Source organism: Bacillus sp. NP247, assembly GCF_018966865.1.
Lineage (GTDB): Bacteria > Bacillota > Bacilli > Bacillales > Bacillaceae_G > Bacillus_A.
Map to the genome: position 1 here is coordinate 2,308,676 of NZ_CP076653.1, position 26,313 is coordinate 2,334,988.

The window sequence follows — 26,313 nt, forward strand, 5'->3', positions numbered from 1 at the left end:
CACATACTAATAGTAAATCCTATAACTAGATATAACAAGAGGGAAATAAAAAAGTCCTAACCTACAAAACGTAAGTTAGGACTTTTTGACGCGCCCAGAGGGATTCGAACCCCCGGCAGACGTGGTACCGGAAACCACCGCTCTATCCGACTGAGCTATGGGCGCATGAAAATATGATAATATCAACGGTTTGCTTCCGTCTTCTTCCGATTTGTTCTTACCGAAAGTTAAACGTAGGATACGAACACCAACACGTAGACGTTCGCTTCTTTACATATGTAATATTATATCTCGACGTTAACCGAATGCGCAAGTATAAAAGTGCCTTCTACACTAGCACTATCACATATTTCCCCTACGTTTGCCCGTTTCTTAATCTGCTTAAAATGAAATAGAACGCATTTAAGACCCCTACGAAATAAAAGTTAATCGCCGAGTATTGCCAATCTGTGTCTCGCAGTTTTTGAATATAGCCTATAAAACGAAAGACAGGCGAAGTGATTTCCGCCCATTTCCGCACTATTTTATATATTTTGATCGCAGCCTTAATATATCTTCCTCTTCGCGAATGCCTGCTGATCCCTTCCTCACATTTTTTACGACAGTCCAATTCGGGTTAGTTTCATCACCGATGTTCTGTATTGTAAAGTTGCCGTCACCATATTGTCGTTGACCTTCTGCCAATTTCTCCGTTAAATCACTCTCTTTTGCTTTCGCCATCTTTGCGTCATCTCCCTGTTTTATACAACCTTCTTAAACTGTCCAACCGATCACACGTCCAGTCAATTGGAGATCCTCGCTTTCCGCTTCGATTAATTGTAACACACTATTAGGGATCAACTCGGATAATGGCTAGCCGATCGCGCTTGATACGTTGTTTTCTTTGAACGTGAATGAACCACCCCCCGTAATACTAAACGATGCGATCCCCTGTTGTTGCATTCGATTCGTATCATTGTACACGATAGCTAAATAAGCGCTGAATTCATAGATCGCATTTTCTGGGATCGTTGCGCCTTTGAATCGACTATTTCTCTTCGTCTTTTTACAACTCGTCTATTTTTTAACATAATAAAAAAGAGCCCCCTATCTGAATTTTTTTCAGACGGACGCTCTCCGTAAATATATTATCGTTATCCTCATTTAACAGTCCATAGCATGTCCTAACTATGCGACACTAACTCGCTAATGCCTTCGTAGGACAATTGCGGTTTGTTCTCGCTCAAGTTAAGCGTCAAAAACACTACCAAACGGCTTTATATCACGCCTTGAGACTTCATTGACTTCCTATCCGACTCTAGACGTGGTACCGGAAACCACCGCTCTATCCGACTGAGCTATGGGCGCATGATAAAATTTTATAAACCGTTTGTTATCAAGGTTTTAAGCCTTCTTCTATTCCGCTTTTCCACATTTAATTTCTTGCGAAAAACCTCTAATAGAAGTGAAATATAACAAGTAAGCACCTGCTTATTTTCTTCTCATAATAATAGAAATAAAATCCATCTAAATCAATAAAAATATCCCCTTAATCCTTTATATACCTTAGCTAGGAGCCTATAAAACATATCCTCCCCCTAAATTTTCCAATCATAAATTCACCTCAACTCACAAATTATAATCTTTGAATTGATATTCCAAAGGGGGCTTCATTCAATGACTGTAATTACAAAACTTAAGCAAACTGTTTCTGGATTAAAAAGTGCACAAGCTAGCTTAGAGGGATTCGCTCTTGATACGGATAACCAACAAGCAAAGCAACTTTTCCAAACAGCTGCGCAGCAAACACAAACAATTATTGATTCTTTAAACCCACGTGTTGAAGAAGTCCAGCAAGAAGAACCACAATACACACAGCAATAACCGAAAGTACCAATTCATCTAATGGTACTCAATGTGAGAAAAAGGGTGATATGCAATCATCCTTTTTCTCTCACATTACATAATGCAATAGAAATGGAATGATTATAATGCGAAAACTTGGAATCATAACCGCGTTATTTATGCTCCTATTCGGTTCACTTACCGGATGTGATAATAGCCCGTTAGATAAAAAGGTAAAAAAAGAAGAAGCAAAACGAACGGAAGAAGACAAGGGCCCTAAGTTAACAAAAATGAGTACAGAATCCTTTAATCAATCTATATCGCAAGAAGCTAAGAAAAAAGCTCTCGCTATAGAGGGAATTATAGAAGCTACCGCCGTTAATACAAATTTAGATCTTTACATAGCCGTCAAGCCTGAACATCACGAAAGATTTAGTTTAAAACCTTTACGAAGTAAATTAAAAAAGAAGCTAAGTGATGAAAACCCTACTTTCGATATTCGTGTAAGTACAGACAAAAAGATCTTTATGCTCATAGAAGAACTTGAAAACAAAATTAAGAAAAAGAAAGTAAGTAAAGATGGCATCAAAAAACAATTGAAACTCATTCAATCGGAAATGGGATCTAATATTTAAGCTTTCTACAAGAGAAGGAAGGATTCAAATGTCTAGTAAAGATAAAAACTTAACACCTGTACAACAAGAATATAAAAAATTCGAACAACAGCGCGAACCGAAGCGTCCCGTTTTAAAAAATTGTATTAAAGCTTTTTTCGTCGGAGGATTAATTTGTCTAATAGGCCAACTGATTTCCACTTTTTATATTACCTATTTTGATTTCACTGAACGCTCTGCCGGGAATCCTACCGTTGCAACTCTTATTTTTATCTCCATGCTACTGACGGGATTTGGCGTCTACGATCGCCTTGGACAATTCGCTGGTGCTGGTACCGCAGTTCCCGTTACTGGATTTGGTAACTCTGTTATTGCCGCATGTATTGAACACCGTACAGAAGGCTTCGTTCTCGGTGTTGGTGGTAACATGTTTAAACTAGCAGGATCGGTCATCTTATTTGGCGTATTTTCAGCTTTCGTCATCGCTCTTATTAAAACGATTCTCTTTCAATGGGGAGGGCTGTAAATGTTACAAGGACACCGAACATGGGTATTCGAAAACAAACCAGTTATCATCTCAACAGGTGTAGTCGGCGGCCCATTTGAAGCAAATGGAAAAATCCCTGAAGACTTCGATACCCTGCATGAAGATTTATGGCTCGGACAAGATTCCTATGAAAAAGCACATAAAATTTTGTTTGAAGAGGCTTGTAGCCGTGCTACAGAAAAAGCCAAACTTAGGAAAGATGATATTCAATTCGTACTCGCCGGAGATTTAATTAATCAAATAACTCCAACGAGCTTTGCATGCCGCACACTTGGCACACCTTATCTCGGTTTATTCGGCGCTTGTTCTACTTCTATGGAAGGTTTAGCACTTGGGGCAAGTATTGTAAATGCAAAAGGTGCAAAATATTTATTAACTGGTGCATCAAGCCATAATGCTGCCGTGGAAAAACAATTCCGTTATCCAACTGAATATGGGGGTCAAAAACCCCCTACTGCCCAGTGGACAGTGACCGGTGCAGGCGCAGCTATTTTAAGTGATACAGGACATGGCCCAAGAGTAACTTCCGCCACAATCGGGCGCATTGTTGATATGGGGTTAACAGATCCATTTAATATGGGGGGCGCAATGGCTCCTGCTGCTGTCGATACAATTGAAGCTCATTTAAGAGAAAGAAATCTCGATGCATCTCACTACGATTTAATCGTAACAGGCGATCTCGGACACGTTGGACGCGAAATTGCTTATGACTTACTACATAAACATGGGACAAAAGTAACAAGTGAACAATTTCAAGATTGCGGGTTACTCATTTATAGAGAAGGTCAACCTGTAATAGCCGGCGGAAGTGGCCCAGGCTGTTCAGCAACAGTCGTGTACGGACATTTATTAAATAGAATGAAAAAAGGAGAATTCAAAAAGATACTAGTTGTTGCGACAGGTGCTTTACTATCTCCTCTTACATTCCAACAAGAAGAAACAATTCCATGTATCGCTCACGCTGTTTCAATTGAATTTGGAGGTGCAACGTAATGATTTTTTTCTGGGCTTTCGTCATTGGTGGACTTATATGCGTAATCGGGCAACTTATGTTTGATGTCGGCAAACTTACACCTGCACATACGATGGCAACGCTCGTTGTTGCTGGAGCTATATTAGACGGATTCAATTTGTATGAACCACTAATTGATTTCGCTGGGGCCGGGGCAACAGTACCAATTACAAGCTTCGGTAATGCCCTCGTTCACGGCGCGATGGAAGAAGCAGCTAAACATGGAATCGTCGGCGTAATTACCGGTATGTTTAAAGTAACGAGTGCTGGTGTATCAGCAGCTATTATTTTCGGATTCATTGGAGCATTGCTATTCAAACCGAAAGGATAAGAGGTGTTTTCATGACTGTTATCGCTAGCGTAAAAACCTGCCTTGCAAGTGTAAGGGGCGCTCAAGCAAGTTTAAGCTCTCTTTCATTAAATTCACAGGACGCGGAATCAAAACGCGTATTTCATGAATGTATGTTAGAAATGGACAGCGTCATCGCTGATTTAAAGGATAGAATTTCAGTATTAGAACGTGAAGAACCTCAATATAAAGGGTTTTAAGTAGACTGGAGGAAATGACTATGTCTCACCTGCCCGAATGGACACTCGTTATTCTTCGCTCTGTATTCATATTAATCATTTTATTCGCTATTACGAAATGGCTAGGGAAAAGACAAATCTCTCAGCTCTCCTTTTTTGAATACATAGCCGGAATGACAATCGGTGACATCGCTGCCCAAGTATCTACAGGGCTCGATTCAAAATTTTTCCACGGCGTCTTTGCGATACTCATTTTCGCTGTAGTACCTTTTTTCACAGGAATCCTCTCCTTAAAGAACAAAACAGCTCGGGACTTCTTTGAAGGAAAATCTACCGTATTAATAAAAGATGGAAAAATACTCGAAGATAACTTAAAGAAAGAAAAATATACAAGTGACGAATTACTTGAACTACTCCGAGGAAAAGATGCGTTCAGCGTAGCTGATGTTGAATTTGCAGTACTAGAACCGAGCGGTGAATTAAATGTATTATTAAAGAAAGATCGCCAACCACTTACAGCAAAAGACGTAGGCTTAAAAGTACCAAACGAGAAGGAACCACAAACTGTTATTATGGATGGAAATATACTAGATGAACCTCTGTCATCAAGCGGGCATAACCGGGCTTGGCTACATTCAGAATTAGAAAAACTCGGCGTTGTCATCGAAAATGTCTTTCTCGGTCAAGTTGACTCATACGGACAACTCACTATCGACATTTATAATGACAAACTCCAAATGCCTTCTCCTCAAAACAAACCTTTATTATTAGCATCTTTAAAAAAATGCCATGCTGATCTTGAACTATTTTCTTTAGAAACAAAGTCGAAATCAGCTAGCGAAATGTATAGTAAAAACGCGAAACAAATCGAAAAGATTTTAAATAGAGTAACCTATCTTTTAAAAGAATAAATACCGAAAGAACGCTTCAATCAAAAGGCGTTCTTTTCTTTTTTCCTACAGTTTTCATGACGTTTAAATTTATGTAATTCGGTTATGATGTTGAAGATACATAAGCAGGGAATTTCAAAAACATAGCGAATATTTCATGATACAACTACATATTTTTTTGATTTAAAGTGGTTTCGTTTGACCTTTATTGACCATAATTGTATTATAAACTAAGAAAGCTTTCAAAGGAGGAAATAACAGATGAATTTAATTCCTACAGTAATTGAACAAACAAATCGTGGAGAACGCGCTTACGATATTTACTCTCGACTATTAAAAGACCGCATCATTATGCTTGGTAGCGCAATTGATGACAACGTAGCAAACTCAATCGTTTCCCAGCTTTTATTCTTGGAATCTCAAGATCCAGAAAAAGATATTCACATCTATATCAACAGCCCTGGTGGTTCTATCACAGCTGGTATGGCAATTTACGATACAATGCAGTTTATTAAACCACAAGTATCAACAATCTGTATCGGTATGGCTGCATCTATGGGTGCATTCTTACTTGCAGCAGGTGAAAAAGGAAAACGTTTCGCTCTTCCTAACAGTGAAGTAATGATTCACCAACCACTTGGTGGTGCACAAGGTCAAGCGACTGAAATCGAAATCGCTGCAAAACGCATCCTATTCTTACGTGAAAAATTAAACCAAATCCTTGCTGACCGCACAGGTCAACCACTTGAAGTTCTACAACGCGACACAGACCGCGACAACTTCATGACAGCAGAAAGAGCTCTAGAATACGGTTTAATCGATAAGATCTTTACAAATCGTTAATAACTAAAAGCAGAGGCGGCTCGTTCAGAATTGCAGGGCGATGGAGCCCCTGATTCCGAGGCGCTTTTTGCCTCGAATCAAGGGGCGAAACGACCGGAGATTCTAGCCGCTGGAGCTGGATATACTAAAAGCAGAGGCGGCTCGTTCAGCTCTGACTGGCTAAGGTTCTTTCGCATAAAAGGCGCTTTTTGCCTTCTTATGCGGAAGGTTCTTAGACACGAAGAGCTAGCCACTGGAGCTAGATATAACTAAAAGCGGAAGCGCCCTATTACAGGGCGCTTTTTTATCATGTACTCCCGCGCACATACCCCATCTTGTATTTACCGAGATATATCAGCGATTTTTCAATTATATCGAACACAACTCAAATTATATCAGCGATTTTTTCAATATATCGACTTACCGACAAGCACGAACCACCAACATACCCGACTGATTGTTACCCCGCACCAAACAGAATGCCCGCAAGTAACAAAACAAAAAAGCTATCGCACATTCGCGATAGCCTTTTATTGTACATATGCAGCTAATGCTTCCAAAGCCTCTTCTGCATCTGAACCTTCTGTTGTGATTGTAATCATGCTACCAGTTCCGATTGCTAAGCTCATAATCCCCATTATGCTCTTTGCATTAACCGTCTTTCCATCTTTCTCAATGAAAATATCAGAATGAAAGCGATTCGCCTCTTGTACAAACAACGCAGCCGGACGTGCTTGTAAGCCGTTTTTTAATGCAACTTTAACCAGTTTTTGAACCACAGCTCCATTTCCCCTTTAACCTCTTATTTTTTTGCTACTGTTTCCCCCGCGCGTAATTTCTCTGCAATTTCATCGATTTTACGCAAACGATGATTAATACCCGATTTACTAATTTTCCCCCCGGATACCATCTCACCTAACTCTTTCAATGTTACATCTTGATAATCTCTTCGTAACTGTGCAATTTCTCTTAATTTATCTGGCAAAATATCAAGCCCAACCGTCTCATCAATATAGCGGATGTTCTCAATTTGCCTTAGCGCTGCACCAATTGTTTTATTTAAATTAGCTGTTTCGCAGTTAACTAAACGATTTACTGAATTACGCATATCGCGAACAATTCGAATATCTTCAAATCTTAAAAGTGCATTATGAGCACCTATAATATTTAAAAACTCTGTAATTTTCTCAGCTTCTTTCAAATACGTAATGTACCCTTTTCTTCTTTCCAACGTCTTACTATTTAAATCAAATCCGTTCATCAGTTCACATATAGAATCATTATGTTCCTTATATAACGAAAAGATCTCTAAATGATAAGATGATGTTTCTGGGTTATTTACTGAACCACCTGCTAAAAATGCACCGCGTAAATACGATCGTTTACAACATTTCTTCTCGATTAATCCCTGTGATATATTTCGAATAAACGAAAAGTCATCTCGAACAATGTGAAGATCTGCTAATATTTCGCGAGACTTCTCAACAAGCCGCACGATATATACATTATTTTTCTTCAATCGCATTTTTTTACGAACAAGTAATTCTACCGTCACATCATATCCCTTTTTCAAAAGCGTATAAATCCTTCTTGCAATTGCTGCATTTTCCGTTTGAATATCGATAGATAGGCGACGGTTTGAAAAAGAAAGCGATCCGTTCATTCGAAGCAACGCCGATAATTCTGATTTCTCGCAGCATTCCTTCATTTCAAGGTTGGTCAACTCTTTCTTTGTTTCTGATGCAAATGACACAGTCAACACCTCCTTATACTATTACTTTGGAACAAAAATCTTGTCCTATATGAATGAGGAGCGTTACCTCAAACGAGGCAACGCACATTTATAACAATGAATATAAAATAGAAGCTAACTTTAATGTATCATGTCTTACAACACGATCATCATATTTCGCTAATTGATCTTGAATGATTTCAATATTATGTTCAGCAAAACGATCTGTATCCAGTACAACTGGTTCCGACATTTCTTCCTCATATAAATTACGTAATTCACGAGGAATATCACGATTATTTACAATCACAGTGTCGATAAATGGTTTACCTAAATGATCATGTAACGCCTGCACGTGATCAAACGCAGTATAACCCTTCGTTTCGCCCGCTTGCGTCATAACATTACATACATATACCTTCTTCGCTTTCGCAGCAAGAACAGCGTCTCCAATTTTGTTAACAACTAAATTCGGTAATATACTTGTGTACAGACTTCCTGGACCGAAAACAAGCAAATCAGCTCGTTTAATTTCCGTCAACGTTTCACATAACGGTTCTACATCTTCTGGAGTTAAAAAGACACGATTAATCTTCTTCCCGAAATAAGGAATCTTGGATTCACCTGTTACAATTTCTCCATCTTCTAATTCTGCATGAAGTACCGCACTTTGATTCGCTGCTGGCAATACACGTCCTCTGACATTTAATACTTTACTCGTTTCCGTAATCGCATGGTAAAAGTCTCCTGTAATCGAAGTCATACCTGCCAATAGTAAATTTCCTAACGCATGCCCTTTCAGTCCGTCCCCAGTGGTAAAACGGTGCTGAAATAAAGCTTCCACTAATGGTTCTACATCCGATAACGCAACAAGTACGTTACGAATATCACCTGGAGGTGGAATTTCTAGCTCATCACGCAGTCTACCTGAACTGCCTCCATCGTCGGCTACTGTTACAACTGCTGTAATATCAACAGGATATTGTTTTAATCCTCTTAATAAAACAGAAAGTCCAGTTCCACCTCCCATGATAACAATTTTAGGTTTTCTCTCTTTTTTCATCCCTTAATGGCCCTTTCTCTTCTCCACATCACGATGAGATACATGAACGCTATACTCTGGTTTCAAATGTTTCCCAAGGTACTCTGTAAGCGTAACAGAACGATGTTGCCCACCTGTACATCCAATAGCAATTACAAGTTGACTCTTACCTTCTCTTTTATAATGAGGCAGCATGAAAGTAATAAGATCCGTCAATTTCTCTAAAAACTTATGTGTTTCATTAAATTTCAACACATACGACGAAACTTCTTCATCCAGTCCTGTTAATGGCTTCATATGTGGAATATAATATGGATTTGGTAAAAAACGAACATCAAATACTAAATCAGCATCAATTGGAATTCCGTACTTAAATCCAAATGACATAACATTTACACGGAATGCTTGCTCAGTTTCTGTTGAGAACAAGTGAACAATTTTCTCTCGTAATTCTTTCGGTTTCAAATCAGATGTATCAAGCACAATATTCGCTCGCGCCTTCATATCAGTTAATAGACCACGCTCAGCTTCGATTCCCTTTAACGGCAAGCCAGTTGGCGCAAGTGGATGCGAACGTCTCGTTTCTTTATAGCGAGTTACAAGTGTGCTATCTTTCGCATCTAAAAATAAAATATGAGGAATAATCCATGTGCGTTCTGATAAATCATCAAGTGCTCCCCATAAATATTCAAAAAACTCTCGGCCACGTAAATCAATACCGAGTGCTACTTTATTCATTTTACCTTTTGAATCCGCCATAAGTTCAATAAACTTCGGCAATAACATCGGTGGTAAATTATCTACACAAAAATATCCTAAATCTTCAAAACTTTGTAACGCTACCGTTTTTCCAGCTCCAGACATCCCTGTAATAATTACCATTTTTATATCATTATTCTCTGTCATCGTATCCTCTCCTTGCAGGTTTAACTCGGATCTAATCGATATGAAAGCAACTCAAAATCTGGGGTATATACAAATGTACCGTAGATTATACCATTCCCTTTAATTAAATAATCAATAATGTGATAATCTCCTGGTGCCATCGCTAAATCATCAATTTTATCAAATGTATGCCAACCAATGATGCCTTCTTCGCTCTCTAATTTGTTTTCTCCTGCAAAATCTGTTGCTAAAAAGGAGAACATCATCCATTCAGAAACAACTTTATCACCTTCTTGGATGACAAAAGTGAAGACCCCTTTTAATGCTGGATTCTTTAAATAAATACCTGTTTCTTCACGATACTCGCGAACAACGGAATCTCTTACTGTCTCACCACGCTCCATTTTCCCGCCCGGTGCAACCCACCAATTTCGGCGAGGTTTTTGGAGTAAGAGTACTTCATTATCTCTAATTAACACACAGTTTGTCACTCTTTGCATGTTTCTTCACCTCAGCTACTTGCAGCAAAATTTTTCACTGCATACTCATTTCATTATACTATCAAAAACAGTTTGCTACAACGAAGGTGCCAGTCCCCTTTTGCTAAGCAATTGTAAAAAATCTTTCTATAACAAGCTAGCAAAATGCCTTACTTCCCATGAATAGCACATAAAAATCCCCTTAACGTTTTTACCGTTAAGGGGACGAGAAATCCTTATTTTTTACCGAAATAAGTAACAACCGCGAATCCTAAAATAAAAGTAATAATTGAACTTACAATTGAAATTCCACCAGTCGGAATACCAGGGAACACAATGACAATCGACCCGATAACGAGCCCAATAATTGCCGCAAATGTCATACTTTTATAACGATCTAATAAAAAGCTAATTCCTTTACTACTTACAACAAATCCGGCCATCACGCCAGCACCAATAACCACGATTAACGGTAAATTGAGTGTAGTTAAAGCGTTAATTGCTGTCGGGTACACACCAATAATTAATAAAATAAACGATCCGCTAATTCCAGGAAGAAGCATAGCCATACTAGCCATCCATCCTGCGAAAAATAAACCAATTGCATTTAAAATTGTTAACGTCGTAATCGGATCAGCTGCCTTATCTGGTTTAAAGAATGCTGTTATCGCAACAAGAATTGCTGCAATTATTAATAAGGCGATATGGCCGCCTTTAAACGTTGCCTTTGCATCAGCTTCTCTCATTAACATCGGTAATATACTAATAATTAAACCGAGGAAGAAAAATTGAGTCGGTTCATAATGATTTGCTAATAAATATTTAATAACGTGACTTAACGTTAGAAAAGCTGCCGCTACACCCGCTGCAAGTGGGATTAAAAACGCTAAATGTTTTTTCCATTCGCGACTAAAGAATCCGCTAATTGCTGCGAGCAATTGTTCATAAATCCCTAACACAACAGCGATTGTTCCGCCGCTCACACCAGGAATTAAATCACTAACGCCCATACAAAATCCACGATATATATTACGCCATTCCATACTGAATAAATTCCTCATTTCTTATAGTGATTTTTTTCGTAAAGTCCAGTATATCAATAAGAAAACTTATAATCCTAATTGTTTTTGACAAAACTTTGACATTTTCACAAAAAAAAGAAAGCTCCTATCGGTAGCTTTCTTCTCAAAAGGTATATTACCCCTTATTTTTCTGTTACAGTTTTTAATTCTTCTAATAACTCTTCTACGTAGTGCTGTGCACTCTGCGCTGCAATACTACCATCGCCTGTTGCAGTTACAATTTGACGAAGCATTTTTTCACGAACATCACCAGCTGCGAAAATACCAGGAACTTTCGTTTCCATACGCTCGTTCGTTTCAACATAACCATTTTCATTTGTAATACCTAGCTCAACAAACGGTTTTGATAGTGGTAGCATACCGATGTATATGAAAACGCCGTCAGTTTTAACTTCTTGTTCTTCTCCGCTGTTTACATCTACAAGTGTTACGCTTCCTACTTTACCATTTGCATCGTTAATTTCTTTTATAGTGTGATTCCAAATGAAATCTACTTTCTCATTTTGGAAAGCACGATCTTGTAAAATTTTCTGTGCACGAAGAGTGTCACGACGGTGAACGATTGTTACTTTTGATGCGAAGCGTGTTAAGAACACACCCTCTTCAACAGCAGAATCTCCGCCGCCAATAACAACAAGTTCTTTCCCTTTAAAGAATGCACCATCACATACTGCACAATACGATACACCGCGGCCGCCAAGTTCTGTTTCACCTGGCACACCAATTTTTTTATACTCTGCACCGCTTGCAACGATAATTGCACGTGCTTTATATTCTTTTTTGCCAGCAATAATTGTTTTGTACTCTTTACCATCGATGATTGCTTTCACATCACCGTATGCATATTCAGCACCAAATTTCTTCGCATGCTCAAACATTTTATTTGATAAGTCTGGTCCTAAAATAGACTCATAACCTGGATAGTTCTCTACATCTTCTGTATTTGCCATTTGTCCACCTGGAATACCACGCTCAAGCATCAGTGTGCTTAAATTCGCACGAGATGTATATACCGCAGCTGTCATACCAGCTGGTCCTGCACCAATAATAATGACATCATAAATTTTTTCTTCTGACACACTATTCACTCCCATTCATACACATTAAGTTACCCTCATTATACTGTTAGCATCATTTTTTTCCCAATGATTTGCCTATCCTACATGTGCGTGCGCTTAACAGCCTGCACATACTTTCGTACAGTCGCTACAGATACATTATATACATCACCAAGCTCTGCCTGTGTCATCTTATTTCTTTGTTCGCCGCGCACAATGTATTCAATTGCCGCTGACCAACCGTACACATTTGTAAAAGTCGCTCCAGATGTATATAAACGTATGAACGTACAAAACCAAAAATTTAAACACTCTTCGATTAATTCATCGTCTTTTTTCGTATAATTGTATAATGCATCCGCGATTCGTACGCACTGTTCAAATTGCTGTAAATCAGCTGGGATGCTTTTATGACTATTAAGTAAAAAGAAATATTTTGCAAGTTGCGATACGATTGGAACACCATTTTTCGCTTGCGTTACATCAAAGAAGAATCCAATCTTCTCTGGTGTTGACAATTCATTCATTAAATATAAGGCTAGCATTTTCTCTTCTAGCGTCGTACTTTGCTGAAATGATTTTCGTAACTCTTCAAATAAAAGATTTTGTCCTTCATCTGCTAAATTCAGTGCATTCCACGGTTCTTTTCCTTTTTTATCAGGATGCAATTCCACAACATGTTGCCACAGTTTTTCAGCTACTTGCTGTTCCTTCACCATATACGCAGAGTATGCAAACCAGTAATAAAAACTAACGTCTCCTTCGTACCCTTGACGCTTTAATACTTTGAACCATTTATATGCAGGTTCAAAATGACCAATTGTTGCAAGCGTTGTTCCAAGTTTCAAACGATGCTCAAATGAAATTGGATATACCGAAACTAACTGCCCTGCTAATGACTCTACTTGCTTATGCTCTCCAATGGAATATAGAAAAATAAGCGTATTACAAAGCGCATGCATATTACCAGGACTTTTCTCTAAAATCATTTCTGTTAACTTAAGCGCTTGATCTACATTACCTGATTGAAAATGTGCAATCGCTAAATTATTATGGCCCGACCAAAATTCTGGATATTCTTTCGTAACAACTTCTAGTGTAGCAATCGCCTCTTCTAATTGTCCGTTACGAATGTATCGGTTCGCTTCTTCTTGCATAACAATTAGCTCATCTTCATCCTCAATCTCTTCCTCACCCATTGCTTCTTCTTCCATAATCTCAAGCAATTCTAATGTATCTTCTACGAATTCCTTCTCTTCCGCAACTTCTAAATATCGCTCTGCATACTTCTTCGCCTGTTGAAACAAGCCCATATATGCATAATTATTTGAAATAAAATAATAGCATTGCTCAAGTTCCGGATTGGATCTAACAAGCTTTAGAAATATCTGATTCGACTCTTGATATTCACCAGATTCAGATAATGCTATTGCTAGTTGGCATAAAATAAACGGCTCCTTCTCGCTTTGTGACGCTCTTCGAAAATATTTAATTGCATCTTGCAATTTTTGCCCTTTATAAGCCCTCATCCCTTTTTTATAAAAGAAGTCCGCTAACTGATTAAAAGAGATAACTTGTCCGTTCTCCTTATATATTCTTTGATTTTTCCCCATATATCCTCCAGTTTTTTGTTTTCTTCGTTCACACATTCTTCTATCTATAAGTATAAACGATTCCGTAAAAAACAAAACAGTATATTATAATCAATTATTTCCTTTTTATTCATAAAAAGAGAAGAGAAATGTTACATTTTTAACATCAACCTTCTCTAGTGGCCATTTCCTCTTTCGTATAAATAATACGCATCGGATTTCCGCCTACGAAAGCGCCGCCTGGTACATCTTTATGGACAAGTGTGCCTGCAGAAACGATAGCACCATCTCCAATCGTCACACCTGGTAAAACTGTCGTATTCGCTCCAATCATAACTTCATTCCCTATGACGATTTCTCCGAGTCGATACTCACGAATTAAATATTCATGTGCTAAAAGCGTTGTATTATAGCCGATAATTGAATTGTCTCCCACAGTAATCTTTTCTGGAAACATAATATCTGGCATTACCATAAGTGCAAACGACGTTTTCTTTCCTACTTCCATCCGTAAAAACGTGCGATATAACCAATTCTTCACGGATAAAAATGGCGTGTAACGTGCGATTTGGATGATAATAAAGTTTTTCATTACCTTCCAAAAAGAAACTGTTTTATACACATTCCACAATGAATTTTCTCCTGAAACAGGATAGCGCGTTGTCCGTCGCACTGAACTCTCTCCTCTACTTATATAAAGTGACACTTTAACCGATAGGAACCCTTTTCCCCTCTGATTACTAACTCTCATCAATCAAGCATTTACAGGCAGGAATCTTACTACCCGTTAATACGGGACAAAATCGGTAGTAAATCACTCATTTTATCTAGCACATAATCTGGTTTATACGCTTCTAAATATGCTCTACCTTTCAATGTCCATGAAACCGCTACTGTTTTCGTACCTGCATTTTGTCCACCGACGATATCATGATGATTATCACCAACCATCAATGTTTCTTCTGGCTTTGCATCTAATAATTTCAATGCTTTTTGAAGTGGTTCTGGATGTGGTTTCACATGTTCCACATCATCAATCGTCACGACAACATCAAAAAACTGATCAAGTTTTGAAAGCTTTAATCCCATTTCAACCGTCTGTCTCGCTTTCGTTGTAACGATGCCGATTTTATAACCTTGCTTCTTCAATTCTTGAACCGTTTCATATACAGTTTCATATTCTTCCACTAATTCATCATGATGCTCATGATTAAATTGGCGATAACATGTAATCATCTCTTCAACCTTGCTTGCATCAATCTTACTAAAAGTGTCATGCAAAGATGGACCGATAAATGGCAATACATCTTCACGCTTATACTGATTAGAATAATAGTGATTTAACGTATGTAAAAAAGAAGAGATAATAAGTTCATTTGTATTAATTAACGTTCCATCTAAATCAAATAACACTGTATTTATTTTCATCGTCCTTAATCCTTTCATTACCTGAATATGAAAGAAGCAGCATCTTATATAAGATGCTACTTTTCTCTAATTTTCTAAATATCTTTTATCAGCTTGCCCCATTTTTCGTCTCACAATAATGAAAATGATAGAAATAACAACAATTCCAATAGACATTACTTGTGCAATACGAAGTGGTCCTAACATTAAACTATCTGTACGCAAACCTTCTACGAAGAAGCGTCCCACTGAATACCAAATTAAATATGTGAAGAATAATTCACCACGGCGTAAATTCACTTTTCGTAACGCGAGTAGTAAAATAACACCTGCAAAGTTCCATAATGATTCATATAAAAATGTTGGGTGATAATACACACCATCAATGTACATTTGATTAATAATGAAATCTGGTAAATGAAGACCTTCTAAAAACTGTCTCGTTACTTCATCACCATGCGCCTCTTGGTTCATAAAGTTTCCCCATCGGCCAATTGCTTGTCCTAATAAAATACTCGGCGCAGCAATATCCGCTAACTTCCAGAATGAAAGCCCGCGTCGTTTCGCAAAAAGGATTCCTGTAATAACAGCCCCGATTAAACCACCATGAATCGCCAAACCACCTTGACGAATATTAATAATTTGACTCGGATTTTGCGAATAATATTCCCATTCAAAAATGACATAATACATTCTCGCAAAAAGAATCGCAATTGGTACTGCAATTAATACAAGATCAATAAATGTATCTTTGTGAATACCAAGCCTTTCTCCCTCGCGAGTTGCTAGCCAAAGACCTAATAGCACACCTGTACCGATAATAACCCCATACCAATAAACAGGGAACGGTCCAAGTTGGACTGCTACACGGTCAAGCTGTGGTACAGAACCTAACAGCATATATATGACCTCCCTCTCCAGAGTCTACTCTTGATTTCCTAACTCAATCGCACTCATTAATCGTTCAGAGAACTGCTGTGCCGCATTGACTCCCATACGTTTTAATCTGAAGTTCATCGCTGCTACTTCAATAATAACAGCCAAGTTTCGACCAGGACGAACTGGAAGTGTAATCTTCGTAAGTTCTGTATCAATAATCTTCATCTTCTCTTCATCAAGACCTAAGCGATCATAATTTTTCTTTTGATCCCAAATTTCAAGATTAATAACAAGCGTAATACGTTTATAATTTCGTACTGCCCCTGCACCGAATAACGTCATTACGTTAATGATACCTAGACCACGAATTTCTAATAAATGCTCAATTAAATCAGGTGAGCTTCCTACTAATGTGTCTTCATCTTCTTGACGAATTTCTACGCTATCATCCGCAACAAGGCGGTGACCACGCTTTACAAGTTCAAGTGCTGTCTCACTTTTCCCGACACCACTTTGACCTGTAATTAAAACACCAACGCCATAAATATCTACTAACACACCATGAACAGCTGTTGTTGGCGCTAACTTACCTTCTAAGTAGTTTGTTAAACGACTTGATAATCTCGTCGTCGTTTGAGCAGAACGTAATAAAGGCACGCCTGATTTACGTGATGCTTGTAATAACTCATCCGGTACATCTTGATTACGAGTTACAATAATACAAGGCGTCTCTTCAGTACAAAGCGCTTTCATTCTCTCTTGCTTTTGCTCTGTCGTTAACGTATCAAAGAACGTAAGCTCCGTTTTTCCAAGAAGCTGCACACGATCAGCTGGATAATATGTAAAAAATCCTGCCATTTCAATTCCAGGTCGTGATAAATCACTCGTATCAATCGGACGATGGATCCCTTCTTCACCACTTACTAACTCCAATTGAAATTGTTCAATTAAATCTTTTGTCCTTACTTTCGGCATATGTATAAACCTCCACTCCGCTGCGGGTTCAGTCTCATTTGATGTAAAATTCCATTCTATCGGATATTGTACCATTTTTTTCTGGGAACAAGAAACATGGTTTCTAATAAATAGAAAAAAACATTTCATATGAATCATGAAATGTTTTTCTTTTTGTCATTTTCTCTTTTTTTCATGTAATGGTTCAACAATTACTTTTTCAATTATCATATTAAAAATCGAAATACAAATTGCCGCAACAATCGCTACACCAAATCCAGATATATTAAAGGCGTCCCCTAATAATGAATCCGTCATCTTTAACGTAATCGCATTAATAACAATTAAGAAGAAACCGAAAGTTACAAGAGTAATTGGTAGCGTAATTAAAATTAAAAGCGGCTTTACAAATACGTTTAAAATCGCCAATATAATACTCGCAATAATTGCAGTTTGTATATTTGCTATGTAAAATGCGTCTGGTGCAACCCCTTTTAAAAGTCCGGATACAGCGATTAACACAACGCTATTTACAAGAAGTGATACAATCCATCTCATTTCCTTACACATCCTTTTAACATATATATTTCATCATACGCTAATAGATAATAAACGCAAGTATCATACAAATACTTATACCAACTTATTCTATTCTTTACGCTTGTATACCTACTAACACTCTTACCAGTTTTCCTTTGCAAAATAAAAACCGAGTGTACTTCCCACTCGGTTTTCATAAATAAACTTATTGCGATAATTCTACTTCTTTTATCTTCTCTTTCATTCTTGCTTTATCACGATTTAAAATCTCTTTTAAATACTTACCTGTATACGAGCGTTCTTCTTTTACTACCTGCTCTGGCGTTCCTGAAGCAACGATTTGTCCGCCTTTGTCTCCGCCTTCTGGTCCAAGGTCAATAATATAATCAGCTGTTTTAATAACATCTAAATTATGCTCAATTACAAGTACCGTCTCGCCACTCTCAACAAGACGTTGCAACACTTCTAGAAGACGTGCAATATCATGTGCATGTAAGCCAGTCGTTGGCTCATCTAAAATGTATAACGTACGCCCTGTAGAACGACGATGTAATTCAGAAGCTAATTTCACACGCTGCGCCTCACCACCTGATAACGTCGTAGCTGGTTGTCCTAATTTCATATAACCAAGCCCTACATCTACAAGCGTTTGAAGTTTACGCTTAATTTTCGGGATATTAGCAAAGAACTCTACCCCATCTTCAATTGTCATCCCTAACACTTCAGAAATATTCTTATCTTTATATTTCACTTCTAACGTTTCACGATTATAACGTTTACCGTGACAAACTTCACACGGAACATACACGTCTGGTAAGAAATGCATTTCAATTTTAATAATTCCATCACCGCGGCACGCTTCACAACGGCCACCCTTTACGTTAAAGCTGAAACGTCCTTTTTGATATCCACGTACTTTCGCTTCATTCGTTTGCGCAAATACATCACGAATATCATCAAATACACCCGTATATGTTGCTGGATTGGAACGCGGTGTACGCCCGATTGGTGATTGATCAATATCAATAACTTTATCTAACTGCTCAAGACCTTTAATTTCTTTATGAGCCCCTGGCTTCGCTTTCGCCTTATATAGCTTTTGAGCTAACGATTTGTATAGCACTTCATTAATTATCGTACTTTTTCCAGAGCCAGATACGCCTGTTACTGCTACAAATGTTCCTAGAGGGAATGACATCTTCGCATTCTTTAAGTTATTTTCTTTCGCACCGATAATCTCCACTTTACGTCCGTCACCTTTACGTCTCTCAAGTGGTACCGGAATAAACTCTTTACCGCTTAAATATTTCCCTGTTAATGAATTCTCGTCTTGCATAACTTCAGCTGGTGTACCCGCTGATACAACTTGACCACCATGAATACCTGCACCAGGTCCGATATCAAGTAAATAATCAGCAGCCATCATCGTATCTTCATCATGCTCAACAACGATTAACGTATTTCCTAAGTCACGCATTTCCTGCAATGTACGAATAAGACGATCATTATCACGCTGATGCAAACCGATAGAAGGCTCATCAAGAATGTAAAGTACACCCGTAAGACGAGAACCAATTTGTGTCGCTAAACGAATACGCTGCGCCTCACCACCTGATAAAGTTCCTGCGGCACGACTTAACGTTAAATAATCTAAACCGACGTTCACTAAGAACCCAACGCGCTCCTGAATTTCTCTTAAAATTAAATGAGCAATTTTCTGTTGTTTCTCCGTTAACTCAACAGTTGAGAAGAACTCCTGTACTTCTTGAACAGAATATTTCGTTACATCGGCAATCGTTTTATCGCCAACGAAAACAGCTAAACTCTCAGGCTTTAAGCGTCCACCTTTACACTTCGGACAAGCTTGCTCTGCCATATATTTCTCCATTTGCTCACGAATATAATCAGAACTCGTCTCACGATAACGACGCTCAATATTCGGAATAACACCTTCAAATAAAATCTCATTTTCCTTTACTTGACCAAATTCATTCACATAGCGGAAATAAAGCTTCTCTTCCCCACTTCCGTACAGCACTTTATCAAATAAATCCTTCGGTATATCTTTCACCGGCATATCCATATCGATGCCGTAATGATTACACACAGATTTTAATAATTGCGGGTAATATTGTGAACTTGTCGGTTCCCAAGGAGCAATCGCATGTTCATTTAATGATACATCCCAGTTCGGAATAACAAGTTCTAAATCTACCTCTAACTTCGATCCAAGTCCATCACAAGAAGGACACGCGCCGAACGGACTATTAAACGAGAACATACGCGGCTCTAATTCTCCGATTGAAAAACCACAATGTGGACAAGCATGATGTTCACTAAATAGAAGTTCTTCCTCTCCCATTACATCGATTAAAACTCGGCCCCCGCCAAGCTTTAAAGCACTTTCTAGTGAATCTGCAAGTCGGCTTGCAATTCCTTCTTTCACAACAATACGGTCAATAACAACTTCAATTGAATGCTTCTTATTTTTTTCTAAAGTAATCTCTTCAGATACATCTAGCATCTCTCCATCAACGCGCACACGAACATAACCTTGCTTCTTAATATCTTCTAATACTTTCGCATGCGCACCTTTACGCCCTGACACGATAGGCGCTAGCACTTGCAACTTCGTACGTTCAGGATATTCAAGAACACGGTCTACCATCTGTTCCACTGTTTGTGATGTAATTTCAATTCCATGATTCGGACAAATCGGCGTACCAATTCGTGCGAATAATAAACGTAAATAATCATAAATCTCCGTTACCGTTCCAACCGTTGAACGAGGATTACGACTCGTCGTTTTTTGATCAATTGAAATCGCTGGAGATAAACCTTCAATCATATCAACATCCGGCTTATCCATTTGCCCTAAAAACTGGCGCGCATACGCAGATAAAGATTCCACGTATCTACGCTGTCCTTCTGCATAAATCGTATCGAATGCTAACGATGATTTCCCCGAACCAGACAATCCCGTCACAACAACAAGCTGATTTCTCGGAATGGTTACGTCAATATTTTTTAAATTATGCGCTCTAGCACCTTTTACAACAATAAAATCTTTACTCACTCTTTTCACCCTTCCGCTTTTAATTCTAATAGTAAATCTCTTAATTCAGCTGCACGCTCGAAATCTAACGCCTTTGCTGCTTCTTTCATCTCTGCTTCCATCTTCGCAATTGTATTTTCACGTTCTTTTTTCGTCATCTTCTTAGCTGGTGTTGCTTCATATGTTTCCGTATCCTCAGCTGCTGTTGTCGCACGAATAACGTCACGTACCCCTTTTTGAATCGTTTTCGGCGTAATACCATGCTTTTCATTGTAAGCTTCTTGTATACTACGACGACGCTGTGTTTCTTCAATTGCAATTCCCATTGATCTCGTTATGCGATCTGCGTACATAATAACGCGGCCGTTTGCATTACGCGCCGCACGACCAATTGTTTGAATTAATGAACGCTCTGAACGTAGGAACCCTTCCTTATCAGCATCTAAAATAGCTACAAGTGATACTTCTGGAATATCTAATCCTTCTCGTAATAAGTTAATACCGACAAGTACATCAAACTTACCAAGGCGAAGGTCACGAATAATTTCAATACGTTCTAACGTTTTAATTTCAGAGTGAAGATAGTTCACTTTAATTCCTACATCTTTTAAATAGTCCGTTAAATCCTCTGACATTTTCTTCGTTAAAGTCGTAATTAATACACGTTCATTTTTCGCAATCCGGTCATGGATTTCTCCTAATAAATCATCTATTTGTCCTTCAATTGGTCGTATATCAATTGGTGGATCTAAAAGCCCTGTTGGACGAATAATTTGTTCTACTACTTCCGGTGACTGCTCTAACTCGTACGGTCCTGGCGTTGCCGAAACGTAAATAACTTGATTCGTTTTCTCTTCAAACTCATCAAACGTGAGCGGTCTATTATCTAAAGCTGATGGCAGACGGAATCCATGATCAACAAGCACTTGCTTACGTGCTTGGTCCCCGTTATACATCGCTCTTACTTGCGGAACCGATACATGCGACTCATCCATAACAATTAAGAAATCCTCTGGAAAATAATCTAAAAGCGTATACGGCGTTGAACCTGCTGGACGAAGTGTTAAATGACGGGAATAGTTTTCAATCCCTGAACAAAAACCCATCTCGCGCATCATTTCTAAATCATAACGCGTTCGCTGTTCTATGCGCTGCGCCTCTAACAACTTACCGTTATCATTTAATTCTTTTAAACGCTCTTCTAATTCTTTCTCGATATTTTCAATAGCGACCTTCAGCTTTTCTTCACGTGTAACGAAGTGAGATGCCGGGAAGATTGCTACATGATCACGTTCTGCTAATACTTCACCCGTTAATGCATTTACTTCTCGAATACGATCTATTTCATCCCCGAAAAATTCAATTCGAATACAATGCTCGTCAAGTGATGCGGGGAAGATTTCAACTACATCTCCGCGCACACGGAATGTACCACGCTTGAAATCAATATCATTACGGCCATACTGTACATCAACAAGTTCACGAAGCAATTGATTGCGGTCCTTTTCCATACCAACTCGAAGTGAAACAACTAACTCGCGGTATTCTTCCGGAGAACCTAAACCGTATATGCACGACACACTCGCAACGATAATAACATCATCTCGTTCAAATAAGGAAGACGTTGCCGAGTGGCGTAATTTATCAATTTCATCGTTAATTTGCGCATCTTTTTCAATAAACGTATCCGTATGTGGTACGTACGCTTCTGGCTGATAGTAATCGTAATAACTAACAAAATACTCAACAGAATTGTTAGGAAAGAAATCTTTCAGCTCACTATATAACTGTCCTGCTAACGTTTTATTATGAGCCATTACAAGTGTTGGCTTCTGCACCTCTTTAATGACATTTGAAATCGTAAATGTCTTACCCGTTCCTGTCGCTCCAAGCAACACTTGCTTTTTCTTTCCACTATTAATTCCCTCTACAAGCTTCTCTATCGCTCCCGGCTGATCACCTTGCGGGGAATACTCTGAGATAATTTCAAATTGATGTTCCAAGTAAAATCCGACCTCCTCATAAAAAATCTGTATTATTATTTTACCACGAATGCTCATAAAAAACCTAAAAAAACGAACAGATATTCGGTAAAATTTTCGACAATATATACATAGAAAAAGGAAGGAGTACATACTTCCTTCCTCTCTCTAATTTATTTTAATGGCACATCTAACAAATCATATCCATTTCGTCCGTCTTCATTCATACAATCTATCAACCTATACCTTATATCCACTTCACGAACTTCTTTGACTATTCTTTTACAACTATCAGACTGAACACCTTTATTATCACCTGCGAATTCATCTCGTCTATTATCTAAAATATGACGTATCTCTTTTCCACTATGTTCTAACGTTTGAAAGATCGGATCGCCTTCATGTGTATAATTTACAATCCTTATTTCATCAACTTTTCCTTGTTCAACGTTCAAAACGAACTTTTCAAATTTGTATAGATTAGAAATCCCTGTCCTTTTCGCAATGATATCATCCTTCTCATCAACTGTACTGCTAGATTGTGAACATGCTACTAAATTGAAGAAGAAAACACATATGAAACTCGCTCTTTTTCCTATTGTCATCCTCTCCTATTCAAACTATTTGTATACACAATTAAAAAGTTCTATACTCTCTTTCACCGAACCTTTTATCAAGAAAAAACTACTCTCATCTTATGAAAGTAGTATCTCTTTTCCCTTTCTCTTTCTTCGGAAAAATCACATATGAAAATGAAATTGCAGTATCCGCTAAAAGAATAATAGCCCACACTTGGCTCGCGCGGCTTGCAGCTTTATTTAAAACGATTCCTGACTCTAACCAATTGCCCCATTGTTCAAATGGAATAAATCCATACGCGAAGAAAAAGAATATATGAACACCAACGAATAAAACAAGATGTAATACCCAATTTTTCATTTCCTGCTTTGCATAGGCCATACCTGTTAATTCTACCTGTTCTTCAATAATAGGCGCTGGTTCATTCCTCCATTTCGCAACTAATTTTTGTACAAATATATCAAGCTTCTTCAAATCCTTTTTCCCGTAGAAGACCGCATATAATAAAATAATGACAGTAATAATCTGAAAGTTAGAGAACTTTCCTGTTTGATAATAATCAACTACCCCTAATGTTAAAATAAACACTTCATTTACGAGTAGCACAATCCCCATAATAAAACTCGCCTTTTTCAAACGGAACCCATAACGAAGTAAAAAGAATCCGATAGCCGATAACCAAAATACAATCTCTGCCCCAATTAAAAAATACCAACGATATTCTGCGAGTATACTCATTTATCCCTCTCCCTTTCGTCATATATACGAAAAGCCTCATCCATATATAATAGAAGCTCTTCCTCAATTGGATACATACTCATTTTCTGTGAATCATCCTTCGATTTTCTAACTTCCCATAGCTTATCTAAAAACGATTCATCACCATTTGCCATCTCTAAACACTTCTGCATTAATTTCTTCGTTGCCTCTTGTACCTCATCACTTGCCGCTTTCTTACCGTCTTTCATAAAATTACGTAATTGCTTTAATAAATCTATCCACTCTAACACATTCGGATCTTCCTCACTCATATTTGGAAAATTGTGAAGTAAATCTTGCTCTTCTTTCGAAAAAACTTCATTTTGAAATATTTCACGTATACGAGGAGACTGTTTCGAAAGCTGAATGAGTTCGAACATAACTTTCCAATCCAGTTCCCCCTCTACATCTACCGAATAAACAACTGCTTGTAAAACACGCTCCATTCGATTAAATTTCTTTTGTTCTTCCTGTACAAATCGAAGTTGCTTTTCAAGCGAATCCTTTAAGTTAAGCTCACCTTTTACTAACATATTCGCAGCTTCTTTTAATGAAAATCCCATTTCTTTCAAAAATAAAATTTGTTGCAGACGAATTACGTCAGCTTCACTATATAAACGATGCCCACCCTCTGTTTTTCCGCTCGGTTTTAATAAATCTATTTGATCATAATAACGCAGTGTACGTACTGTAACCCCTGTTTCTCTCGTCAATTCTTGTATTGAAATCACTACCATCACCTCTTCCCCTTCATTATAAAAGATGATGTTACGTAACTTTCAAGCATTTTGTAAAAAAATACAAAAAGCTGTTTATACACTTTGTATAAACAGCTTTTATGGAAATAACCCCTTTTGTACAGCACGCCCACAAAATAAAATAAGCGCTCCAACAACAACAACAACAACAACAACAACAACAACAACAACAACAACACTCGTTGCTGTTTTATGGTAATCCGCTGATAATAATAAATAATATGATAAACCTACAGTACCAATCATAATACAAATACTCGGCACTGGATTACGAGAAAAGTTTTGCATTCCCCAAAGAAGCGCAAATATAGCTGTAGCGACACATAACACCGGTAATCCCATCCCAGTTCCCCTTTTTCTATCTATTATTTCTTGTTGCTAACACACTCGTCGATGCCATACTCATACACGATCAGCCTCTTTACTATTTCTATATTTCCATTTCGGCCAATAGTTCACAAAGAAATAAACAAACTGCCCGAGTACAAATAAAACAAATGGCATACCAGCATTTCCGTCAATAATTAAATTATATAAACTCCATATCGCTAAACTAATCGTAAAAAATAACCCTACATATTTAAACGCTTTATCTGACTGAAATCTCTCAAATTCATCTTGCATTTTTCATTCCTCCTATCGCTATGCCCGTTTCCCCGCCATAACTCCTATGACGAGACTACCAGCAAATAAGAAACTACATACAATGAATATTTCTGTAATAGGTATAGTAATTCGTCCTATCACTTTGCTCGCAACAATATAAACAATAAGTAGAATAAACGCGAATACAAATGAGACATTTACATACCTTTTTATGTTTTCATTTACTCGCTCATCTATATCTGGAAGTTCTTCTTTTCTGTACTTACGCTTTTTGTAATACACATAAACTGTTAAAAGTAGAATTGCTAAAATGTTACTAACTATTAGCGATAACATCGGTATGGATGGATCCATACTACGAACTAAAACGTCCCCTCCACATAATCCTAAGACAGTAGCGATATACAACTTTTTAGTATCGTTCATTTCCTCTCTCCTTACTTACTCCAGCGTAAAGATTTCCTCCACCTTCATCCCAAAATATTTGGCGATTTTTAGGGATAACTCTAGACTCGGATTGTAATGGTGATTTTCAATCGCCACGATCGTCTGCCTCGTCACCTGCATCGCCTTTGCCATTTCAACTTGTGTTATATGATTTTGCTTTCTTAATTCTTTAATTTTATTTTTCACACCCATAGGCTCCACCTTCAAAAGTAAAGATATCTTTACTTAAATTGTAAATAT

At 37.9% G+C, this 26,313-nt stretch carries 31 protein-coding genes, 1 tRNA gene and 1 pseudogene; 8 read left to right on the top strand and 25 right to left on the bottom strand.

Annotation, left to right across the window (positions count from 1 at the left end; translation table 11 throughout):
• Positions 1-89: 89 nt before the first annotated feature.
• The 3 genes and pseudogenes from KPL75_RS12290 to KPL75_RS27815 all read right to left on the bottom strand — a co-directional run.
• Positions 90-165 (bottom strand) — tRNA-Arg (locus KPL75_RS12290).
• 354 nt (positions 166-519) lie between these two features.
• Positions 520-720: a cytoplasmic protein gene (locus KPL75_RS12295; RefSeq protein ID WP_219920823.1), complete on the bottom strand. Its 201-nt coding sequence runs from the start codon at positions 718-720 to the stop codon at positions 520-522.
• A gap of 33 nt (positions 721-753) precedes the next feature.
• Positions 754-951 (bottom strand): annotated as a pseudogene (locus KPL75_RS27815) (hypothetical protein); the annotation flags it as partial.
• A 705-nt stretch (positions 952-1,656) separates the two neighbouring features.
• Between KPL75_RS27815 and KPL75_RS12300 the strand changes: the two are divergent.
• The 8 genes from KPL75_RS12300 to clpP all read left to right on the top strand — a co-directional run bounded on the left by KPL75_RS12300 (position 1,657) and on the right by clpP (position 6,258).
• Positions 1,657-1,863 carry a DUF1657 domain-containing protein gene (locus KPL75_RS12300; protein WP_000216167.1) on the top strand — a complete coding sequence of 69 codons (207 nt, stop codon included), beginning with the start codon at positions 1,657-1,659 and terminating at the stop codon, positions 1,861-1,863.
• A gap of 107 nt (positions 1,864-1,970) precedes the next feature.
• Positions 1,971-2,459 carry a YhcN/YlaJ family sporulation lipoprotein gene (locus KPL75_RS12305; protein WP_219920824.1) on the top strand — a complete coding sequence of 163 codons (489 nt, stop codon included), beginning with the start codon at positions 1,971-1,973 and terminating at the stop codon, positions 2,457-2,459.
• Positions 2,460-2,487: 28 nt separating this feature from the next.
• Positions 2,488-2,964, top strand: a complete 477-nt coding sequence (spoVAC, locus tag KPL75_RS12310; protein WP_002034730.1) for a stage V sporulation protein AC — start codon at positions 2,488-2,490, stop codon at positions 2,962-2,964.
• Positions 2,965-3,978 (top strand): stage V sporulation protein AD, encoded by a 1,014-nt coding sequence (gene spoVAD, locus KPL75_RS12315; protein WP_219920825.1) that lies wholly within the window; start codon positions 2,965-2,967, stop codon positions 3,976-3,978. It abuts the gene before it with no gap.
• Positions 3,978-4,328 (top strand): stage V sporulation protein AE, encoded by a 351-nt coding sequence (gene spoVAE / locus KPL75_RS12320; RefSeq protein ID WP_000575919.1) that lies wholly within the window; start codon positions 3,978-3,980, stop codon positions 4,326-4,328. Before spoVAD ends, spoVAE begins: the two co-directional genes overlap by 1 nt.
• An 11-nt stretch (positions 4,329-4,339) precedes the next feature.
• Positions 4,340-4,546: a DUF1657 domain-containing protein gene (locus KPL75_RS12325; protein WP_167316875.1), complete on the top strand. Its 207-nt coding sequence runs from the start codon at positions 4,340-4,342 to the stop codon at positions 4,544-4,546.
• Between the two features lie 20 nt (positions 4,547-4,566).
• On the top strand, positions 4,567-5,436 hold the full coding sequence (locus tag KPL75_RS12330) for a DUF421 domain-containing protein (RefSeq protein ID WP_219920826.1): 870 nt from the start codon (positions 4,567-4,569) through the stop codon (positions 5,434-5,436).
• Between the two features lie 240 nt (positions 5,437-5,676).
• On the top strand, positions 5,677-6,258 hold the full coding sequence (gene clpP / locus KPL75_RS12335; RefSeq protein WP_001049156.1) for an ATP-dependent Clp endopeptidase proteolytic subunit ClpP: 582 nt from the start codon (positions 5,677-5,679) through the stop codon (positions 6,256-6,258).
• Positions 6,259-6,767: 509 nt separating this feature from the next.
• Here clpP and KPL75_RS12340 read toward each other — a convergent pair.
• From KPL75_RS12340 to KPL75_RS12445, 22 genes are all read right to left on the bottom strand, one after another.
• A complete protein-coding gene (locus KPL75_RS12340) occupies positions 6,768-7,016 on the bottom strand; it encodes an HPr family phosphocarrier protein (protein ID WP_002124065.1) in 249 nt (82 codons plus the stop codon).
• 23 nt (positions 7,017-7,039) lie between these two features.
• On the bottom strand, positions 7,040-7,990 hold the full coding sequence (whiA, locus tag KPL75_RS12345; protein ID WP_219920827.1) for a DNA-binding protein WhiA: 951 nt from the start codon (positions 7,988-7,990) through the stop codon (positions 7,040-7,042).
• An 88-nt stretch (positions 7,991-8,078) separates the two neighbouring features.
• Positions 8,079-9,032 (bottom strand): gluconeogenesis factor YvcK family protein, encoded by a 954-nt coding sequence (gene yvcK, locus KPL75_RS12350; protein ID WP_219920828.1) that lies wholly within the window; start codon positions 9,030-9,032, stop codon positions 8,079-8,081.
• A gap of 3 nt (positions 9,033-9,035) precedes the next feature.
• Positions 9,036-9,917, bottom strand: coding sequence for an RNase adapter RapZ (gene rapZ, locus KPL75_RS12355; protein WP_002016084.1), 882 nt, complete (start codon positions 9,915-9,917; stop codon positions 9,036-9,038).
• A gap of 20 nt (positions 9,918-9,937) precedes the next feature.
• Positions 9,938-10,396 (bottom strand): NUDIX hydrolase, encoded by a 459-nt coding sequence (locus KPL75_RS12360; protein ID WP_001190080.1) that lies wholly within the window; start codon positions 10,394-10,396, stop codon positions 9,938-9,940.
• Positions 10,397-10,611: 215 nt separating this feature from the next.
• Entirely contained in the window at positions 10,612-11,418 is an 807-nt protein-coding gene (locus KPL75_RS12365) for a DUF368 domain-containing protein (protein ID WP_219920829.1), read from the bottom strand.
• 161 nt (positions 11,419-11,579) lie between these two features.
• Positions 11,580-12,536 (bottom strand): thioredoxin-disulfide reductase, encoded by a 957-nt coding sequence (gene trxB / locus KPL75_RS12370; protein ID WP_219920830.1) that lies wholly within the window; start codon positions 12,534-12,536, stop codon positions 11,580-11,582.
• Between the two features lie 80 nt (positions 12,537-12,616).
• Positions 12,617-14,128, bottom strand: a complete 1,512-nt coding sequence (locus tag KPL75_RS12375; protein WP_219920831.1) for a tetratricopeptide repeat protein — start codon at positions 14,126-14,128, stop codon at positions 12,617-12,619.
• Between the two features lie 145 nt (positions 14,129-14,273).
• Complete coding sequence (locus KPL75_RS12380) at positions 14,274-14,780, bottom strand: acyltransferase (protein ID WP_219920832.1); 507 nt, start codon at positions 14,778-14,780, stop codon at positions 14,274-14,276.
• Positions 14,781-14,887: 107 nt separating this feature from the next.
• The gene (gene ppaX, locus KPL75_RS12385; RefSeq protein WP_002089567.1) at positions 14,888-15,535 is read right to left on the bottom strand and encodes a pyrophosphatase PpaX; all 648 of its coding nucleotides are present in this window, start codon (positions 15,533-15,535) and stop codon (positions 14,888-14,890) included.
• Positions 15,536-15,601: 66 nt separating this feature from the next.
• Positions 15,602-16,414: a prolipoprotein diacylglyceryl transferase gene (lgt, locus tag KPL75_RS12390; RefSeq protein ID WP_002144893.1), complete on the bottom strand. Its 813-nt coding sequence runs from the start codon at positions 16,412-16,414 to the stop codon at positions 15,602-15,604.
• A gap of 24 nt (positions 16,415-16,438) precedes the next feature.
• Positions 16,439-17,368 carry an HPr(Ser) kinase/phosphatase gene (hprK, locus tag KPL75_RS12395; RefSeq protein WP_219920833.1) on the bottom strand — a complete coding sequence of 310 codons (930 nt, stop codon included), beginning with the start codon at positions 17,366-17,368 and terminating at the stop codon, positions 16,439-16,441.
• A gap of 156 nt (positions 17,369-17,524) precedes the next feature.
• Positions 17,525-17,905: a phage holin family protein gene (locus tag KPL75_RS12400; protein ID WP_002089574.1), complete on the bottom strand. Its 381-nt coding sequence runs from the start codon at positions 17,903-17,905 to the stop codon at positions 17,525-17,527.
• 187 nt (positions 17,906-18,092) lie between these two features.
• Entirely contained in the window at positions 18,093-20,963 is a 2,871-nt protein-coding gene (gene uvrA / locus KPL75_RS12405; RefSeq protein WP_219920834.1) for an excinuclease ABC subunit UvrA, read from the bottom strand.
• A 5-nt stretch (positions 20,964-20,968) separates the two neighbouring features.
• Positions 20,969-22,945 (bottom strand): excinuclease ABC subunit B, encoded by a 1,977-nt coding sequence (uvrB, locus tag KPL75_RS12410; RefSeq protein ID WP_219920835.1) that lies wholly within the window; start codon positions 22,943-22,945, stop codon positions 20,969-20,971.
• 152 nt (positions 22,946-23,097) lie between these two features.
• Complete coding sequence (locus tag KPL75_RS12415) at positions 23,098-23,529, bottom strand: DUF4362 domain-containing protein (RefSeq protein ID WP_219920836.1); 432 nt, start codon at positions 23,527-23,529, stop codon at positions 23,098-23,100.
• 85 nt (positions 23,530-23,614) lie between these two features.
• Positions 23,615-24,241 carry a hypothetical protein gene (locus KPL75_RS12420; protein ID WP_219920837.1) on the bottom strand — a complete coding sequence of 209 codons (627 nt, stop codon included), beginning with the start codon at positions 24,239-24,241 and terminating at the stop codon, positions 23,615-23,617.
• Positions 24,238-24,999, bottom strand: coding sequence for a MerR family transcriptional regulator (locus KPL75_RS12425; RefSeq protein ID WP_219920838.1), 762 nt, complete (start codon positions 24,997-24,999; stop codon positions 24,238-24,240). The genes KPL75_RS12420 and KPL75_RS12425 overlap by 4 nt, the downstream gene beginning before the upstream one ends.
• Before the next feature lie 99 nt (positions 25,000-25,098).
• Positions 25,099-25,362 (bottom strand): hypothetical protein, encoded by a 264-nt coding sequence (locus KPL75_RS12430; protein WP_219920839.1) that lies wholly within the window; start codon positions 25,360-25,362, stop codon positions 25,099-25,101.
• A 60-nt stretch (positions 25,363-25,422) separates the two neighbouring features.
• Positions 25,423-25,644: a hypothetical protein gene (locus KPL75_RS12435; protein ID WP_219920840.1), complete on the bottom strand. Its 222-nt coding sequence runs from the start codon at positions 25,642-25,644 to the stop codon at positions 25,423-25,425.
• 18 nt (positions 25,645-25,662) lie between these two features.
• Positions 25,663-26,052, bottom strand: a complete 390-nt coding sequence (locus KPL75_RS12440) for a hypothetical protein (protein ID WP_219920841.1) — start codon at positions 26,050-26,052, stop codon at positions 25,663-25,665.
• A 15-nt stretch (positions 26,053-26,067) separates the two neighbouring features.
• Complete coding sequence (locus KPL75_RS12445) at positions 26,068-26,265, bottom strand: helix-turn-helix transcriptional regulator (protein ID WP_000538363.1); 198 nt, start codon at positions 26,263-26,265, stop codon at positions 26,068-26,070.
• Positions 26,266-26,313: the final 48 nt, after the last annotated feature.